The organism is Clostridium sp. Marseille-P7770, from assembly GCF_902143525.1.
Classification (GTDB): domain Bacteria; phylum Bacillota; class Clostridia; order Lachnospirales; family Lachnospiraceae; genus Pilosibacter.
Map to the genome: position 1 here is coordinate 42002 of NZ_CABFVC010000004.1, position 16445 is coordinate 58446.

Sequence of the window (16445 nt, forward strand, 5' to 3'; positions counted from 1 at the left end):
ACCTCCTCTTAAAATTTTACAGCTTGCTTGTATCTTGGGGATCGGATCCGCCGGTCAGCAGCCTGCGCAGGCTCACGGCACGGAACGCCTCGTCCTGCTTTTGCTGCAAGGCCGCCAGCTGACAGTGGATGGCGCACCGCCCATGCTTGTCCTGCCAGCGGCATTCATATCCCGGCTCCATGCAGGCGCACAGGATGCCCCGCTCCCCCACGACCCCCATGAGATCGTAGAGGGAGGTCGCGTCCAGATCGCAGGACAGCGCGCAGCCGCCGAGGGCGCCGCGGCTCACCCGCACCAAATTGCCGGCGGAGAGCTTTCGCAGGATCTGGTAGGCAAACTGATTGGGGATCAATTCCGTTTCCGACATCTCGGCCACCGAATGCTTCTCCCCGTCCAGCAGCACCCGCAAAATGCGCAGCGCGTAGTCCGTCTCTTTGGTGATGATCATACTCCGTATCCTCTTTTCGCTTGCTTGTTAATGCCATCATATCAATCTTGATAAATTTTGTCAAGATTATTTTCAAAAAAAAATTTCCTCTTTAACACAGACTGCCCCAGCCCGGGTCAGCTTCGCTTTCCATTCAGCGAAAAGCCATGTTCCTTACAATTATAGAAGCCGAAAAAGCTGTGCCGTGGCAGTCCGCCGAAAGCAGAAAAGACTATGCCTTAAAACCAGAAAGCGGAGAAATTGGTTGGGGCTCGCAGGGGTCGCCCACCCAAGGCGGACGACCGCTGTGAGCCCCGACAAGCCCAAGCTGTACACACGAAACAAGCAACAAAGAGCGTACTTGTCACTTTTATTCGACACATTATGTTATGATATGCAGCAAGTGTTCCATCTTACCATCCCATTCTCTGCTGGAATCAGCGCACTCTTTCAGCTCAGTTTCGACTTCAGCATTTATCGGCAGGTTTTTCTTATAGCGGATGGTATGCTCAAGGCTTGCCCAGAAGTCCATCGCGATTGTACGGAGTTGTATCTCCACCGGCACATGGATCACTTTTTCCGCAAAGAATACCGGCAGCCGGATCGTCAGGTGCAGACTGCGATAGCCATTTTGCTTAGGGTGTGAAATATAATCTTTCTCTGTGATGATTTCAATGTCAGACTGTTTTTTTAAGCACTTTGCCAAAAAGAACACATCCTCCTCGAAAGAGCAGATCACCCGCACACCGGCAATATCCATGATATTTGCCTGCATGGTCGGAAAATCCAGAGGAAGTCCGCGTTTCTGCATCTTATTCATAATGCTGGACGGCGACTTCAAGCGGCTTTTTATACTTTCTATCGGATTGCGATCATGCTGCAATGAAAACTCTTCGTTTAGAATTTCCAACCTGCTTTCCAGTGCTTTCAGCGCACATCGGTATTGCAGCATGACTTCCTGATACCTGCGATTTTCGCTTAAAAGGCGCTGGCATTGCAGGTCATCCAAGCCTTTGTCTGCCGCAACCGTCAAACCAAATAGATTTTCACTCATAGCTTCTCCATTCCGCAGGGATAGGCGCTCCGCACTGTCTGCTGCTCTTGTGTTACGACCTGATAAAAACTGTATCCGCCGGAGAGATGGGAACAGGTGAAACCGTACTGCGTCAAAAGTCGGCAGGCCAGATAACTGCGAAGCCCTGTCTGGCAATTCACATAAACAGGCTTACCCCGGTCTAACTCGTCCAAATGCTCCCGCAGATCGTCCAGTGGAATATTGCGGAATCCATTCAAGTGCCCACGCCGATATTCGCCTTCTGTACGGACATCCAGCAGTGTCGCATTGCCATCGCAAGGCAAGTCCTCAACCTCATTCCAATGGAACTGCCGTACCTTCCCGCTCTCCAAATCCTCGATCATAAAACCGGCCATATTGACCGGGTCTTTGGCAGAGGAATAGGGCGGCGCATAGGAAAGGTCAAGCTCCGTCAGTTCCAAGGCTGTCATTTTTGCGCGAATGGCCGTTGCCAGTACATCAATGCGCTTGTCCACGCCCTCGCCGCCAACGATCTGCGCACCCAGCAGCCGAAGGCTTTCTTTTTCATACAGCACCTTCATTGCCATAGACTGTGCGCCGGGATAATAGGTAGCGTGGGATGCTGGGAAAAGTACGACTCTGTCGTAAGCAATCCCTGCTGCCTGCGCCGCCTTTTCATTGATCCCCGTAGAGGCCGCGGTCAAGCTAAACAATTTCAGAACAGACGAACCCTGAGAGCCGTGAAAGTGGCTGTTCCCGCCGCAGATATTGTCGGCGGCAATGCGGCCCTGCTTGTTGGCGGGACCCGCCAGCGAGATCAGCGCCTTCTGGCCGGTCACGAAATGGGTGACCTCCACGGCGTCCCCCACGGCGTAGATGTCCGGCACGGAGGTCTCCATCCGCTCGTTCACAACGATGCTACCCCGGATGCCCAACTCCAGCCCGGCCTCCTTTGCCAGATGGGTGTCCGGCGTGACGCCGATGGCCAGCAGCACCATGTCAGAGCGCAGCGGCTCACTATCCTCCAGCAGCGTCAGCACGGAATCTCCGTCCTGCCGGAATCCGGTGACGGTTTCACCCAACCGCAGAGCCACGCCGTGTCTGCGCATTTCCGCATGTACAAAGCTCGCCATATCCGCATCCAGCGGCGCTAAAAGCTGCTTGGGACGCTGGACGATGGTGACGGAAACACCCATCTCCACAAGGTTTTCCGCCATTTCTAGGCCGATAAAACCGCCGCCAGCCAAAACAGCGGTTTTCGGCTTCTGATCCTCTACAAAGCGTCTAATGCGGAGGGTGTCTTCCACGGTGCGCAGGGTAAAGACCCGCTCGCTGTCCATGCCGGAAAGCGCAGGAACCGTCGGCTTTGCGCCGGGTGCGAGGAGTAGTTTGTCATAGGTTTCCGTGTAGACCTTTCCACTGTCCAATGCGTGAACGGTGACGGTTTTTTCTGCGGGATTGATCGCAGTTACTTCCTGCCGTACCCGCACATCTATGCGAAAGCGGTCCCAGAAGCTCTCCGGAGTTTGCAGCGTCAGTTCTTCTTGCTCCTTGATCACACCGCCCACATAATACGGCAGGCCGCAGTTGGCATAGGATATATAGCCGCTGCGCTCGATCATCACGATCTGCGCGTGTTCATCCAAACGGCGGATGCGGGCAACGGCAGACGCGCCGCCAGCCACACCGCCTACGATCACAACTTTCATCTTGCGCCCTCCACCATGGCGGTGATCTCCGCCTTGGACCGGTAGCCCACGGATTTGGCAACGGCCTTTCCATCCTTGAATACGACAAGCATCGGGATACTGGATACCTGAAAACGCATCGCCAGTTCCATTTGCTCGTCCACATTGATCTTGCCCACCTTGAGGGTGCCGGCGTTTTTCTCCGTGCGCTCCACGCGGCAGGGGCAGTACCCGCTGGTGCGCTTGAGACTCTCACGGATGGTGTCCACGACCTCCTGATCGGAATTGAGCTTGATTTTCATATCGGTTCCCTCTTTCCTTTGTTCTTTGTGATGTCCCTATCATAGCAAACTCCGCCCTGCCTTTCTGTAACAAGGTCACATTACAAAAATTTTCGCGGCAACAGAAAAAGCTGTGAAGCGGCAGTTCACGTACCGCTTCACAGCTTTCGCCTATCTCGTTATTCAGGCAAAGCAGGCGTTCACCTGTTCGACGATCGCCCGATCCAACCAGCCCTTTTCAGCCATATCCCGAAGAATAGAGCAGGCTTTTTCGTGAGACATTCCAGCTTTGTAAGGACGATTTTCGGTCAGGGCCTGATAAATATCCACGCAAGCCATGATACGCTCCTGCGTATTTAACTCGGACTCGTTTTTTCCAAAGGGATACCCTGTTCCATCCAGATGCTCGTGATGAAACGCGGCCCAATCGCGCAGCTCCGCAAAGTCCTGGACTTCCGATAGGACGTAATATGTATAGGCAGCGTGATGCTTCATTTCCGCATATTCGCTGTCGGTCAGGCGTCCCGGCTTTTCCAGTATTTCATTGCCTATCGCTACCTTTCCGATGTCATGGAGTGCGCCGGCAAGATACATTTTCTGGGCGATGTCCTCGTCAAATCCCATAAACCGGGCCAGACATTCCGCATCGTCGGCCACACCCAGAGAATGTGTACTGGTAAAGGGCGATTTGTAGTCTACAATTTTCGCAAAGAATTTTGCCAGAGCTTTTACCTGCGCAAAATCAAGCTGCTGCTTGGTACGCGGCACCTTGCCCCACAGGCGCTCCTCCAGCCCCCTGCCGCCAAGAGAGCAAAAATGCTGTTCTGAAAAAGCGCGAAGAAACGCGTCCGCGCATTCCTCATCCACGATCCTGCCGCGTACCCGAGTAAGGAATGCGTTCGCACGCTCCCACACATCCGGCGTAAAGACATCGGCGCGGCAGAAAGCATCCAGCAGATCGCACAGACGGATAATACGGGCGCCCAGCGGGATCTCCTGCCATGTTTTTCCGAAGGAGCCGCTGCCATCCGCGTTTTCGTGGTGGTAAAGGATGATATTTTCTACATTTGTATGAAACGGAAGCGCGGATATGTTCTCCTCGCCCATAACGCAGTGAGCGCCGAGATGCGGCAGCTCCGGCAAACATTCCGCGGCAGAGCTGTCACCACGAAATTCTTCGTGCAGATACTGCGTCAGAGCATTGTCGTGCAATAGGGCACAGACGGCAAGATCCTGCAGTGCTTCGCCGGAAACACCAAACTGTTCGGCCGTACACACACTCATATACGCCACACGCTTGGCGTGGAACGTTGTCACATGAACCAGTTCCGCCTCCACGCAATCCAGAGCATAGGAGCAGGCACCAAGCAAGCCTAATACATCAAGTTCCATGTGCGGAGCGGTCACGCTTTCCAAAGGCTGTGGAGGTTGCAGTAGGCGTAGACCGCCTCCACCGCGTCCCCCTCGCAGAGAGCAAAGCATACCTCGGGTTTCTCGCCGGGATGCAGTTCCTTGCGCTGGTTGCCCTGCTTGGTGTGGAGAGAGACCCACTCGATATAGTGCTCCGGCAGCATAGGATGCTCCACGGAGCCGACCTTGACGTGGACGATGCCGTTTTCCACAGTCCAGACAGGGACGTGCTTCTCCACGGCGGCGTCGGTGGTGCCGGGAACGATCTCGCTCATCGGCTCACCGCAACAGATGACGGGAACGCCCGTGTCCTTGACCTTGGCAATGATGTTACCGCAATGCTTGCAAATATAAAACTTCTGCTCCATGATGATTCTCCTTTTCTTTCTTTAATAATTTTCCGCGTGGATCTCAAAATAGCTCTGGGGATGATTGCAGGCAGGGCAGACCTCCGGGGCCTTCTCGCCCACAACGATGTGACCGCAGTTGCGGCACTCCCACACCTTGACCTCGCTTTTGGCGAAGACCTGCGCCGTCTCTACATTGCGCAGCAGGGCACGGTAGCGCTCCTCATGGTGCTTTTCAATGGCGGCGACCAGACGGAAGCGCTGGGCAAGTTCGTGGAAGCCCTCCTCGTCAGCAGTCTTGGCAAAGCCGTCGTACATATCCGTCCACTCGTAGTTCTCACCCTCAGCGGCGGCGAGAAGATTTTCGGCAGTGTCGCCGATGCCGTTCAGTTCTTTGAACCACAGCTTAGCATGTTCCTTCTCGTTGTCAGCGGTTTTGAGGAACAACGCCGCGATCTGCTCGTAGCCTTCCTTCTTGGCCTTGGATGCAAAATAGGTGTACTTGTTGCGTGCCTCGGACTCACCGGCAAAGGCGGCCATCAGATTTTTTTCGGTTTGAGTACCTGCGTATTTCGTTTCTTTCATGGTCGATGCTCCTTCCAGCTTCTTCTGCTCATATTATAACACGGATTCGTGTTATAAACAATATTTTCATTTTAAGTGATTCAATCCGTCTATATCCCGCAGCGTGGTTGCGCCTCGTCTTAGCTTCACAAGCCCGTCCTCCGAGAAGCTCTTGAGCATCCGCGCCACCGCCTCCCGCGCCGAGCTGATGTGCTGGGCAATCTGCTCATGGGTCATGCGTATGGTATCGGAGCCGGTACGCTCCGCTTCGGCCAGGAGAAAATCTGCCAGCCGCCGATCCAAACCCTTGAACATGATCTGCTGCATCGCCCACATCACATCAGAAAATCGTTTCGTTGCCAGTTCATAGAGGAAGCAACGGACATGAAGATTTTGCTCCTTGAGCACAGCGATGACATTTGCAGGGATAATCAGAACCTCCGTATCCATTCCCGCGGTCATTTGCGTATCAAAGGTGATCTGACTGATCACACAAGAGGCAGAAAGCACGCATAGTTCGCCCGGATACAGGCGGAACAGCGTTACCTCCCGCCCCTCCTCGGAGAGAAGATAGGTGCGGATCTCGCCGGAAAGGACAAACAGCATTCCGAGACATTCATTGTCGCTGCAGTGAACGAACGCGCCCTTTTCATAATGACGGACAAAGGCGCTTCGGCGTAGCGTTTCCATTTCGTGTTCGGTCAAGGATGACCAGAACGGAAGTTGTGTCAGTGTGCGTTCCATATCAATGGCAGCTATGCTTGCCGCAGCCGTGGTCACCGCAGGTGTGCCCATCCTCGCCGTGCTCGTGGTCATGGTGATCACAGTGAACATTGGGGTCGTAGCCCAGATTTCCGCTGAGCAATGCGCTCACCGCCGCGTCAACGTCCCCGCTGACACCGCCGTAGAGCTTGATGCCCGCTTCGGCCAGAGCCGCCTGCGCACCGCCGCCGATGCCTCCGCAAATCAAAGTGTCCACGCCGTTCTGCATCAGGAATCCTGCCAGTGCGCCGTGACCGCTGCCGTTGGTATCAACGACTTCCGCATGGACGATTTTGCCGTCCACAGCTTCATAAAGCTTGAACTGCTCGGTGTGACCGAAATGCTGAAAGATTTGACCGTTTTCATAGGTAACTGCAATTTTCATAATGGAATCTCCTTTGCAAGTTTTGCCTGATTTTTCCATGTTGGCTCTCTGCATCCGGCAGCAACAGCCGCAGTGAGCTGCCTCCTGTCCTCCGCAGATGCGGTAGTTTCCCCCGGTGATGTGCAGCGGTTTCCCGTGGACAAGATACGCTGCGATCTTGCTCCGTGCGCTTTCGTAAATCTCCTGCACGGTAGAGCGGGAAATGTCCATTTGAGCGGCACACTGCTCGTGGGTTTGCTGCTCCAAGTCAACCAGCCGAATGACCTCGTATTCGTCCAGCGTCAGCAGGATCGGCTCGGTATTCTCGCACCCGTTGGGACAGAATGTATCGACCTGTGGTACGCCACAAATTCGACGGCACCGTGGCGGTCTTGGCATGGGAGCTTTCCTCCCTTGGTATCGGTATATTCCGATTATAGCACTTTGAGCAGAAAAAGCAATTTTTTCAAAAGCTGCTACATTTTCCGTCCTCATATGTGTGCCGGCTGATATTCGGTGTCGAAGACTACGTGTGAGCCATGTTCGTATTGTCAGATTATCTACATTTGACAGAACTTCGCAGGGCATGATGAATTTGCTTGGATTCATTATGAGTTTAGTTTACATGCAAGCCGTTCACGGGTGGTTGTCCACCTATGAACGGCTTGTAAATTCTCAATTTTTTTCCTTACTTGACACAAGAAGATCTCAGTCGCCTCGTTAGAGATTACATCGAAGCGGGCAAGTAGTATCTCTATTTTGTCATTTCCAAACGCAGAGCACGATTAGATTTTCTTCGCAATCGTAGACAGCTCCGAAATAATGCTCAGAAGATCATTTTTGACTTCCTCTTTACTTGGCTCACTGCCCATCAGAAGATAATCCGTGCTGACATGGAGGATGCAGGACAGTTCGATCAGCAAGTCAATGGAGCAGTTGCGCTCTCCGTTCTCCATGCGGCTGACATGCTGCTTGCTTGCCAGTCCCAGACGAACCGCCAGTTCCTCCTGCGTAATGCCACGGGAAGTGCGAACATCGTGAAGTCTCTTACCAAACTCTTTTGCGTCAAAATACATACGTTTCTCCTTCCGCACAGCCGGTACAGAACCGGATCGACGGAAGGTCAAAAAAAGAGCCGCATGACGGTAAAGAAAAAATCTTGTGCCGATAAAACAGAACATGGGTATCCCATAATTCTGTCTCATGCGGCATTCGGAAGACTTCGCCTGTCAGCGGCTCCACAGCACGGAGCAGATCACGCCGCCCTTTCTGGTGTAGTCGCTGTATTCGCCATAATACTCGCTATACAGCTTTTCGCCGGAACGATAGGCAGCAGAAGCGATAGCGGACTGTCCTGCGCTTCGCTTAGTCTGCGTGACACTCAGATGAAATAGTGCCATTGGCTTTCAACTCCTTTTCTTTGTTTGCTTGCTTGATGTGGATAATCGCCATGTGACGGACGGCTCGCTGGACTTCGGACAGGGAAAAGATGTGTTCCATCAGCTCTGTCATTTCGGTGCGTGTGAGATCTTTGACCTCCGGGGCAAGACTCTCAACCGTGCCGCCCAGATTGCAAAGGCGGTGGGTGCGCTTGGTGCGTTCGCCTTTCTCCAGATACTTCTTCCTGTTCTCCAGACGCTCCAGCTTGTGCTGTTCCTGTGCAAGCTGCGTCTCGGCTCGTTCCTTTTCGGCTCGAAGCTGGTCGAGAGTTTTCAGTTTTGTCATTGTGATTGACCTCCTTTTTTGATTTTGGAGATAAAAAAGACCGTCAACTTTTCGCATAGTGCGACCAGTCAACGGTCTGCTTTTCGGTATTCGGTTTTTGTGTTCAGTTCAACAAATATGAATTTATCGCTTTTGTTTATCAACGAATATTGGCTTGCTGCCATCATCAATTTCAAATGTATTACTTCCAGTTCGTATATAAACACTTCCTATTTCCGCATGAATATAAGGAATAATATCTCTGTCATAATTACATATTGTATTGATGGAAAACACAGAATGATTGCTTGATTCGTTCATATAAGCCTCATCTTCATTACCCGCTAAAAAACGCCATCCGCTATCTGGGTTGTCTTCATCTGGAGCTTCTCGATACATATATCCTACTTTAAAACCTTCTTTTGTTATTCTGTCAGATACAATGCATCCTTCTCCATTTGGTTCGTTCCAATCAATTAAATTCTCTATGTTGATACTAAGAAAATCGTTGTTCTTCTTTCTCTCGAAAAACATGATGATTCACCTCTCCAAATTCTGATTTGCTTGTTCCATAAAATTCATTTTAGTCGCTTTCAAACTTGCTGGCGGCGAACAGCATTTTATGCTGTTTGCGGACGGCAAGTCCACAGGGGATAGCCGCTTTAGCGGCGCAAGGGGGTGTAGCCACCTTGACGGAACGAAGTGATGAAACATTCACGGTCGGACAGTTTTCTTCTGCCGACCGGGAGTGAAGCTCCGCAGGACGCACATACTCCCGATAGGAGAGTATAGAAGTGCGCCCTTTAGTTCCTAAAGGGATTTTATCAGTTCGCCAAACTGGAATTGTTAAGTATCAATCGGTGTTACCGTTTTCTTCAATGTTTGATGGTAATATTTATAAGCCATTTTAGTAAAATGTTCACATTCTGTTTTATAGAACTGTTTATCGGCAGTGTTAAGGCGTTCCTCATCTTCATCTGTCAGATACTCTGGTATATCCCAATATTCTGTTAATCTGGTATCATCTTTAAATTTTTCCAGAACATCATAATATGTGTCTGCCAGTAATTCATAAAGACTGGTATCATCGATGCGCTTTAGCCCACGCATGGCATAGCAAAAACATTGGAAACCCCAGTTGCAAAAAAACTGGATAAATCCTCCGTTATTTATGTCCACAAATAGCTTCCATAAGGCAGCAATTTCTTGTTCATCTTCGTCCAGTTTGTTCCAATCTCCATTTGAATTTACTAACTTTGAATTAAATTCGATAGAATAATTATCCCATAATTTTCCGTAATCATCCATACTGCTATTCTCCTTTCATACTGCCGATTTGTTGCTCACTTTTCGTATTCAAATTATACCATAAAACTTGTGAACATTTCTACCGCAACTTTGGACTATATGAGAAAAGTCCGAACAGTTTTCTGCCCGGACTTCCTCGCTCAATCGTAAATCAATTCCGCTTTCACAATCTCCTCTGCCTGTGCCTTGCAAGCGTTCATCTGCCGCACCCATTCCATTTGGTTTTCGGCTTTCAGCCTTTCGGTCACGCCGTACTGCTTTGCCAGTTGCGGCACGATCAGCTCCATTCGGTTTTGTGCCGCTTCGTCAATCTCGGCGCAATGCTCAAAGAGCTTGTCGGATAGCGCCAGCTCATTGAACAGTATCGGGCGGTGCATTTCCAAATACGCCTTGCGGAGTCTGCCGTAGTGTCCGAGGGGCTTTGTCTTGCGGATAACGATGTTCGGGATAAGATAATCTCCGTTCTGTGTATAAGTGATATTCATGCTGATTGCACTCCTTTCATCGGCTCTCTCTGCGGTAAACTGCTGACAGGGACGAACACTCCCTTTGCAATATCCTCCGCACGAATGGCGGCTTTCTTGGCTTCGATTTTTGCCTTTTTCCGCTTCTTGATTTTGTCCTCGTATCGCTTCTGCGCTCCGCTGGCTTTCCGCTTCAAGTAGTTCTGATGAGGCCTGTCCTTGCGTTCCTCACGTTTGCGGATTTCCTCTAATTCCTCCGGGGTCAGCTCCGCTTCTCCAAACGCCGGGGAACAAATCGCCCGACAAAATTGAAGTAAATCTCGACCTCCTGTATGGTCTGTATACTTCCCTTGCGGTCACGCTCATGCACAAGGATTTTCTCGATAAACTCGTTGAGCATGGCAATGGTCAACTTGTCGAAGTTCTCATATTTGTCAATCAGAGCAATAAAACGGTCAGCGTCCTTTTCGTGCTTCTCATAGCTCTTGACTGCTTTTTCCAGAGCAGAGATTTCGGCGGTAAGCTCGGACTGTTCCTTTTCGTATTGAGCGTCCAGAGTGGCGTATCTGCTGTCGGACAGCTTGCCTAAAATGTTGTCCTCATAGATTTTGCAGAGCAGGACTTCCAGCTCGGAAACTCTCTGCTTTGCGGTGGCAAGGCGTGTCCGCTGTTTCCTGGCCTCTGTGGTCTGCTGGCTGGACTGCGCTTCCTGCACCACACGGACAAACTCGGCTCTGTCATGTTTCGCATACTCGGCAATGGCTTTCAGCATTTCCGAGACAAGGGACAGTACCACATCTTCATTGATACGGTGCTGGGTCTTGCAGAGCGTTCCGCAAGGAACTTTGGTGTACTGTGAGCAGGTGTATTGAGAAATGCGCTTGCCGTTGTTGGTGCGGTGGACATACATCTTGCCGCCGCAATCGGCACAATAGAGCAAGCCCGTGAGGTGCTTGCCGGACTTGCCTTTGGACTGGAAAGTGGAACGGATTTTACGGCTGGTGTCTCTGGCGTAGTATTCATTCATGATATTCAGAAATGGTGTAAAATCATTATCTGCCGGATTGGCACTGTCAACTCCGTTATTGACTGCAATAAAACGGACATTTTTCTTAGGAAACATCATTTCAGTATAGAAACCTACTTGCAGATAGTTTCTGCCAAATCGGGACATATCTTTGACGATCACTGTTCCCACTCTGCCGGCTTCAATCTCTGTCAGCAAAGAATTGAATGCCGGTCTGTTGAAGTTCGTTCCTGAATATCCATCATCACTGAAATGCTGAATATTACCAAAGCCATGTTGCACTGCATAATCTTCCAGATACTTCTTCTGGTTTGTTATGGAGTTGGATTCGCTCTGCATCTCATCATCACGGGACAGACGCTCGTAAAGTGCTGTTATTCTGTTATCTTTAGCCATTTTCTCAGCTCCTTTCATAATGCTAAAAAATAAGAACACACAGAAAACACTTCATTTTTTAATGACCTATTTTCTCTGTATTCTTAAAATCTAACCCTTTGGGTCAGTGACCACATAGGAACTGTGCATCTGGAGAAGGTTTGGCTTCAACCAAAAGCGAGTTTTACCAGAACCCGAACCGCCGATAATCAGAACATTCTTATTTCGGGCATTGGCAGGATTCTTCGGGCGATTGCTCATCATCAGCCGCTCCGTTTTCGTCAGGATCACATTGTCCTCGAACTTTGGTGCAATAAACGGCTCAATATCTTTTGCCGTTCCCCAGGGTGCTCAGGTGCTGCATAACCGCAGCGTGGAACTGGCGAAAAAGTACCATGTCAATATGGAAGTGGTTTCCAATCTGAAAAATATACCCGGCACAAAAGTCAAGGAGGTAATAAAATTGGAAAAGACGAATATCGGCGGCGTTGCCAAGATGGATAATTTTGCGAGATTCTCTCTGGTGGGTCTGGAAGATTGCCCCGGTGTTGCTTTTAAGGTGTTTTCGCTGCTGAGCCGTCACAATGTAAATGTGGATATTATTTTGCAGTCTGTGGGCCGCAGCGGCAGTAAGGACATCAGCTTTACCTGCCCGCTGAGCAGCCTGGACGATGCCCGCCGGGTGCTGGAAGAGAACAAGGATGTGCTCGAATATGACAGCATTGAGGTGGACGATAATGTGGCCAGGATCAGCCTGGTGGGCACCGGTATGATGACGCATGTGGGCGTGGCCTCCGATAAGTTCTTCGGCAACGAGGACTGACCGACCGGTCTTTCCTTTTTTGAAGCAGCGTGTTATACTATGGAAAATAGTGTAACGCGCTGCTTTTTTCAGCAGATGGAAGGAGTTAGAAACGATGATTTATCACTGCGAGGATCACACCTGTAATTATTGGGATGAAGGCGAAAAGCTGCCGGAGCGCTGTCCGCAGTGCGGCCGGAAATTGCTGCGCGCCAACGAGGCCGATATGACCGGAGATGATTGGACGGCTTTAGGCAACACCCTTTGGGATGCAGAGGCATCGGATAAAAAGCGCATGGTGGATTGTTTTCGGAAAGCTGCATATCTCGGCAGCGCATGGGGCGTATGCAATCTGGGCATCTGCATGGAGCAGGGAAACGGCGTGGAGGCGGATCCGGTTCAGGCTTTTTGGCTTTATCAGCAGGCGGTGGAAATGGGGAGCCTGAATGCGGTGTGCTGCTTGGGCGTGTGCTATGAACACGGCATTGGCACGGCTCCGGATGCGGAAAAGGCTGCCGAGTTATACCGCAAGGCGGCGGAATACGGTTCGCCCCGCGGACAGATGCTGCTCGCCCGCGCCTTCCACGACGGGATCGGCGTGGAAGCCGACGCTGCCGAGGCCGTGCACTGGGTGCGCGCGGCGGCGTATCAGCGCTACGGTGAAGGTATGTACCGGCTGGGCGTATGCTATGAATACGGCGACGGCGTGGAGCAAAACTGGGAGCATGCTGTGCATTGGTTCCGCGAGGCGGCAGAGAGTGGCGTGAGCGCGGCAATGACGGATCTGGGATACTGCTATGAAAAGGGCTGCGGCGTGGAACAGAGTTGGGAGCAGGCCTTTTCCTGGTATCGCAGAGGTGCGGAGTGCGGCGATCCGGTTAGCATGTGCAATCTGGGCTTGTGCTATGAAAAGGGCTGCGGCGTGGAGGCGGACCCGGTTCAGGCTTTTTGGCTTTATCAGCAGGCGGTGGAAATGGGGAGCCTGAATGCGGTGTGCTGCTTGGGCGTGTGCTATGAACACGGCATTGGCACGGCTCCGGACGCGAAACAGGCTGCCGAGTTATACCGCAAGGCGGCGGAATACGGTTCGCCCCGCGGACAGATGCTGCTCGCCCACGCCTTCCACGACGGGATCGGCGTGGAAGCCGACGCTGCCGAGGCCGTGCACTGGGTGCGCGCGGCGGCGTATCAGCGCTACGGTGAAGGTATGTACCGGCTGGGCGTATGCTATGAATACGGCGACGGCGTGGAGCAAAACTGGGAGCATGCTGTGCATTGGTTCCGCGAGGCGGCAGAGAGTGGCGTGAGCGCGGCAATGACGGATCTGGGATACTGCTATGAAAAGGGCTGCGGCGTGGAACAGAGTTGGGAGCAGGCCTTTTCCTGGTATCGCAGAGGTGCGGAGTGCGGCGATCCGGTTAGCATGTGCAATCTGGGCTTGTGCTATGAAAAGGGCTGCGGCGTGGAGGCGGACCCGGTTCAGGCTTTTTGGCTTTATCAGCAGGCGGTGGAAATGGGGAGCCTGAATGCGGTGTGCTGCTTGGGCGTGTGCTATGAACACGGCATTGGCACGGCTCCGGACGCGAAACAGGCTGCCGAGTTATACCGCAAGGCGGCGGAATACGGTTCGCCCCGCGGACAGATGCTGCTCGCCCACGCCTTCCACGACGGGATCGGCGTGGAAGCCGACGCTGCCGAGGCCGTGCACTGGGTGCGCGCGGCGGCGTATCAGCGCTACGGTGAAGGTATGTACCGGCTGGGCGTATGCTATGAATACGGCGACGGCGTGGAGCAAAACTGGGAGCATGCTGTGCATTGGTTCCGCGAGGCGGCAGAGAGTGGCGTGAGCGCGGCAATGACGTATCTGGGATACTGCTATGAAAAGGGCTGCGGCGTGGAGCAGAGTTGGGAGCAGGCCTTTTCCTGGTATCGCAGAGGTGCGGAGTGTGGCAATTTGCAATCCATGCATAATCTGGGATACTGCTATGAAAAGGGCTACGGCGTGGAGCAGAGTTGGGAGCAGGCCTTTTCCTGGTATCGCAGAGGTGCGGAGTGCGGCTATCCGGTTAGCATGAGCAATCTGGGCTTGTGCTATAAAAGGGGATATGGCGTGGATCAGAATTGGCAGGAAGCCATAAAATGGTATGAGCAGGGCGCACAGTGTGGCCATTTGCAATCCATGCATAATCTGGCATGCTGCTACGAGCGCGGCGAAGGCGTGGAACAGAACGAAGAAAGGGCGCTTTACTGGTATCGCCGCAGTGCCGAAGGCGGCAACGGCGATGCCATGTGCAATCTTGGCCGGTGCTATGAAAGGGGATATGGCGTGGAGCAGAATTGGCAGGAAGCCGCAAAATGGTATGAGCAGGGCGCACAGTGTGGCCATTTGCAATCCATGAATAATCTGGCATGCTGCTACGAGGACGGCGAAGGCGTGGAACAGAACGAAGAAAGGGCGCTTTACTGGTATCGCCGCAGTGCCGAAGGCGGCAACGGCAGTGCCATGTGCAATCTTGGCCGGTGCTATAAAATGGGACATGGCGTGGAGCAGAATTGGCAGGAAGCCGTAAAATGGTATGAGCAGGGCGCACAGTGTGGCCATTTGCAATCCATGGATAATCTGGCATACTGCTACGAGTACGGCGAAGGCGTGGAACAGAACGAAGAAAGGGCGCTTTACTGGTACCGGCGGGGAGCTGAGGCAGGAAGTGATTACTGCATGTACTGCCTTGGCTGGAATTACAGCAATGGCGAAGGCGTGGAACAAAATATGACGGAAGCGATCCGTTGGTATACTGCTGCCGCCGAGGGCGGAAATGCTGATGCCATGCATAATCTCGGCTGGCTTTACGACCACGGCGAAGGCGTGGAACAGGATATGAAAAAGGCAATTTGCTGGTACGAACGAGCAGCAGAGCAGAACCACCCGGCTGCCATGAATAGCCTGGGCGAATGTTATGCGATGGGACGGGGCGTGCCGCGGGATTTGGAAACGGCCATGGAATGGTATCGCCGCGCGGCGGAGCTGGGCGAAGCCATGGCGGATTACAACATGGGATGGCATTTGGAGCAGGCAGGGAAGCTGTCTGAGGCGTGTGCCCATTACCGCAAAGCTGCCGATGGGAATGACGACAGCGCCTGGTGGGCGTTGGGGCGTTTTTATGAAAACGGCGTCGTCGTTGCGCAGGACGGAAAGGAAGCGCGCCGCTGCTATGAAACTGGCGAGAAATTGGGCAGTGTGAAATGCAAAATGCGCTTGGCGCGCTGCAAGCTTTTGGGTATCGGCGGCCGCAGGGAAAAGAAAGCCGGTTTGGATCTATGCCGTCAGGCGTTGGAATTGGCAAAGGAGAGCAGCGAAAAAGAGGATTACGGCTATGAAGCCGAAATGAATCTTTTGCGGCGTACCATTGCGGAAAACGAATCATAAAGGACGAAAAAAGGGACGCTTCGGCGCAATGTCATTAAGTTAATCTAAAAACCCAGCCGTTGAGGGGTGGAAAGATGCTTTCCTCTTCTTAACGGCTGGGTGCTTTTTGGGCTTTTGCATTTAATTAATCGCAAATTTTAACAAAATGTAAAGAATTACCCAATCCGCTTGCTTTTTCCGTCGCATGGAGATAGAGTAAACTAAACGCCGTGGTGAACGGTGTTCGCAAGCAGAATTTGAGAGAATAAACACACAGCCAAAGGAAAAGTAGCGAGCATTTTGAACATCAAGCGTACACGCCCCCGAAAGGCGTGCGTTTGGTGTTTTCTTCTTTCATCCGGCGAATTTTCGTTCGGAGGCTAACTCTCATGGTATCTCGTATTAGGACGGCATTGAACGCCGCTATCAGAAACGCCACGGCGCACTACAACCGTGGCAGGGAATTTTCACGGAAGCGCA

The 16445-nt window shown here is 52.1% G+C and carries 17 protein-coding genes and 2 pseudogenes; 2 read left to right on the forward strand and 17 right to left on the reverse strand.

What is annotated here, in order from left to right:
* Positions 1 to 16: 16 nt before the first annotated feature.
* From FN001_RS10350 to FN001_RS18740, 17 genes and pseudogenes are all read right to left on the reverse strand, one after another.
* Positions 17 to 448, reverse strand: coding sequence for an RrF2 family transcriptional regulator (locus FN001_RS10350; protein WP_015553424.1), 432 nt, complete (start codon positions 446 to 448; stop codon positions 17 to 19).
* A 361-nt stretch (positions 449 to 809) separates the two neighbouring features.
* A complete protein-coding gene (locus FN001_RS10355; RefSeq protein ID WP_015553422.1) occupies positions 810 to 1481 on the reverse strand; it encodes a GTP pyrophosphokinase in 672 nt (223 codons plus the stop codon).
* Positions 1478 to 3172: an FAD-dependent oxidoreductase gene (locus FN001_RS10360; protein WP_142411776.1), complete on the reverse strand. Its 1695-nt coding sequence runs from the start codon at positions 3170 to 3172 to the stop codon at positions 1478 to 1480. Before FN001_RS10360 ends, FN001_RS10355 begins: the two co-directional genes overlap by 4 nt.
* Positions 3169 to 3453, reverse strand: coding sequence for a thioredoxin family protein (locus tag FN001_RS10365; protein WP_142411777.1), 285 nt, complete (start codon positions 3451 to 3453; stop codon positions 3169 to 3171). Before FN001_RS10365 ends, FN001_RS10360 begins: the two co-directional genes overlap by 4 nt.
* A gap of 162 nt (positions 3454 to 3615) precedes the next feature.
* Complete coding sequence (locus FN001_RS10370) at positions 3616 to 4824, reverse strand: HD-GYP domain-containing protein (protein WP_142411778.1); 1209 nt, start codon at positions 4822 to 4824, stop codon at positions 3616 to 3618.
* 11 nt (positions 4825 to 4835) lie between these two features.
* Positions 4836 to 5210 (reverse strand): desulfoferrodoxin family protein, encoded by a 375-nt coding sequence (locus FN001_RS10375; protein ID WP_142411779.1) that lies wholly within the window; start codon positions 5208 to 5210, stop codon positions 4836 to 4838.
* Between the two features lie 21 nt (positions 5211 to 5231).
* A complete protein-coding gene (rbr, locus tag FN001_RS10380) occupies positions 5232 to 5774 on the reverse strand; it encodes a rubrerythrin (RefSeq protein ID WP_015553417.1) in 543 nt (180 codons plus the stop codon).
* Between the two features lie 66 nt (positions 5775 to 5840).
* The gene (locus tag FN001_RS10385) at positions 5841 to 6548 is read right to left on the reverse strand and encodes a Crp/Fnr family transcriptional regulator (protein ID WP_243121993.1); all 708 of its coding nucleotides are present in this window, start codon (positions 6546 to 6548) and stop codon (positions 5841 to 5843) included.
* Positions 6499 to 7278 (reverse strand): DUF134 domain-containing protein, encoded by a 780-nt coding sequence (locus tag FN001_RS10390; protein WP_142411780.1) that lies wholly within the window; start codon positions 7276 to 7278, stop codon positions 6499 to 6501. The genes FN001_RS10385 and FN001_RS10390 overlap by 50 nt, the downstream gene beginning before the upstream one ends.
* 386 nt (positions 7279 to 7664) lie before the next feature.
* A complete protein-coding gene (locus FN001_RS10395) occupies positions 7665 to 7955 on the reverse strand; it encodes a helix-turn-helix domain-containing protein (RefSeq protein ID WP_015553414.1) in 291 nt (96 codons plus the stop codon).
* Positions 7956 to 8126: 171 nt separating this feature from the next.
* Positions 8127 to 8279: pseudogene (locus FN001_RS10400) on the reverse strand (MobA/MobL family protein); the annotation flags it as partial.
* Positions 8245 to 8604, reverse strand: coding sequence for a DUF3847 domain-containing protein (locus FN001_RS10405; RefSeq protein ID WP_142411781.1), 360 nt, complete (start codon positions 8602 to 8604; stop codon positions 8245 to 8247). The pseudogene FN001_RS10400 and the gene FN001_RS10405, both read right to left, overlap by 35 nt.
* A gap of 123 nt (positions 8605 to 8727) precedes the next feature.
* Complete coding sequence (locus tag FN001_RS10410; protein ID WP_142411782.1) at positions 8728 to 9117, reverse strand: DUF2185 domain-containing protein; 390 nt, start codon at positions 9115 to 9117, stop codon at positions 8728 to 8730.
* Between the two features lie 312 nt (positions 9118 to 9429).
* Positions 9430 to 9891: a DMP19 family protein gene (locus FN001_RS10420; protein WP_142411783.1), complete on the reverse strand. Its 462-nt coding sequence runs from the start codon at positions 9889 to 9891 to the stop codon at positions 9430 to 9432.
* A gap of 140 nt (positions 9892 to 10031) precedes the next feature.
* Positions 10032 to 10376: a TnpV protein gene (locus FN001_RS10425; RefSeq protein WP_142411784.1), complete on the reverse strand. Its 345-nt coding sequence runs from the start codon at positions 10374 to 10376 to the stop codon at positions 10032 to 10034.
* Between the two features lie 241 nt (positions 10377 to 10617).
* Complete coding sequence (locus FN001_RS10430; protein ID WP_486463512.1) at positions 10618 to 11778, reverse strand: DUF4368 domain-containing protein; 1161 nt, start codon at positions 11776 to 11778, stop codon at positions 10618 to 10620.
* 93 nt (positions 11779 to 11871) lie between these two features.
* Positions 11872 to 12108 (reverse strand): annotated as a pseudogene (locus tag FN001_RS18740) (type IV secretory system conjugative DNA transfer family protein); the annotation flags it as partial.
* 145 nt (positions 12109 to 12253) lie between these two features.
* Between FN001_RS18740 and FN001_RS18745 the strand changes: the two are divergent.
* Positions 12254 to 12580, forward strand: coding sequence for an ACT domain-containing protein (locus FN001_RS18745; RefSeq protein WP_486463516.1), 327 nt, complete (start codon positions 12254 to 12256; stop codon positions 12578 to 12580).
* A 94-nt stretch (positions 12581 to 12674) separates the two neighbouring features.
* Positions 12675 to 15986 (forward strand): SEL1-like repeat protein, encoded by a 3312-nt coding sequence (locus FN001_RS10440; RefSeq protein ID WP_142411785.1) that lies wholly within the window; start codon positions 12675 to 12677, stop codon positions 15984 to 15986.
* The last annotated feature ends 459 nt before the right edge of the window (positions 15987 to 16445 follow it).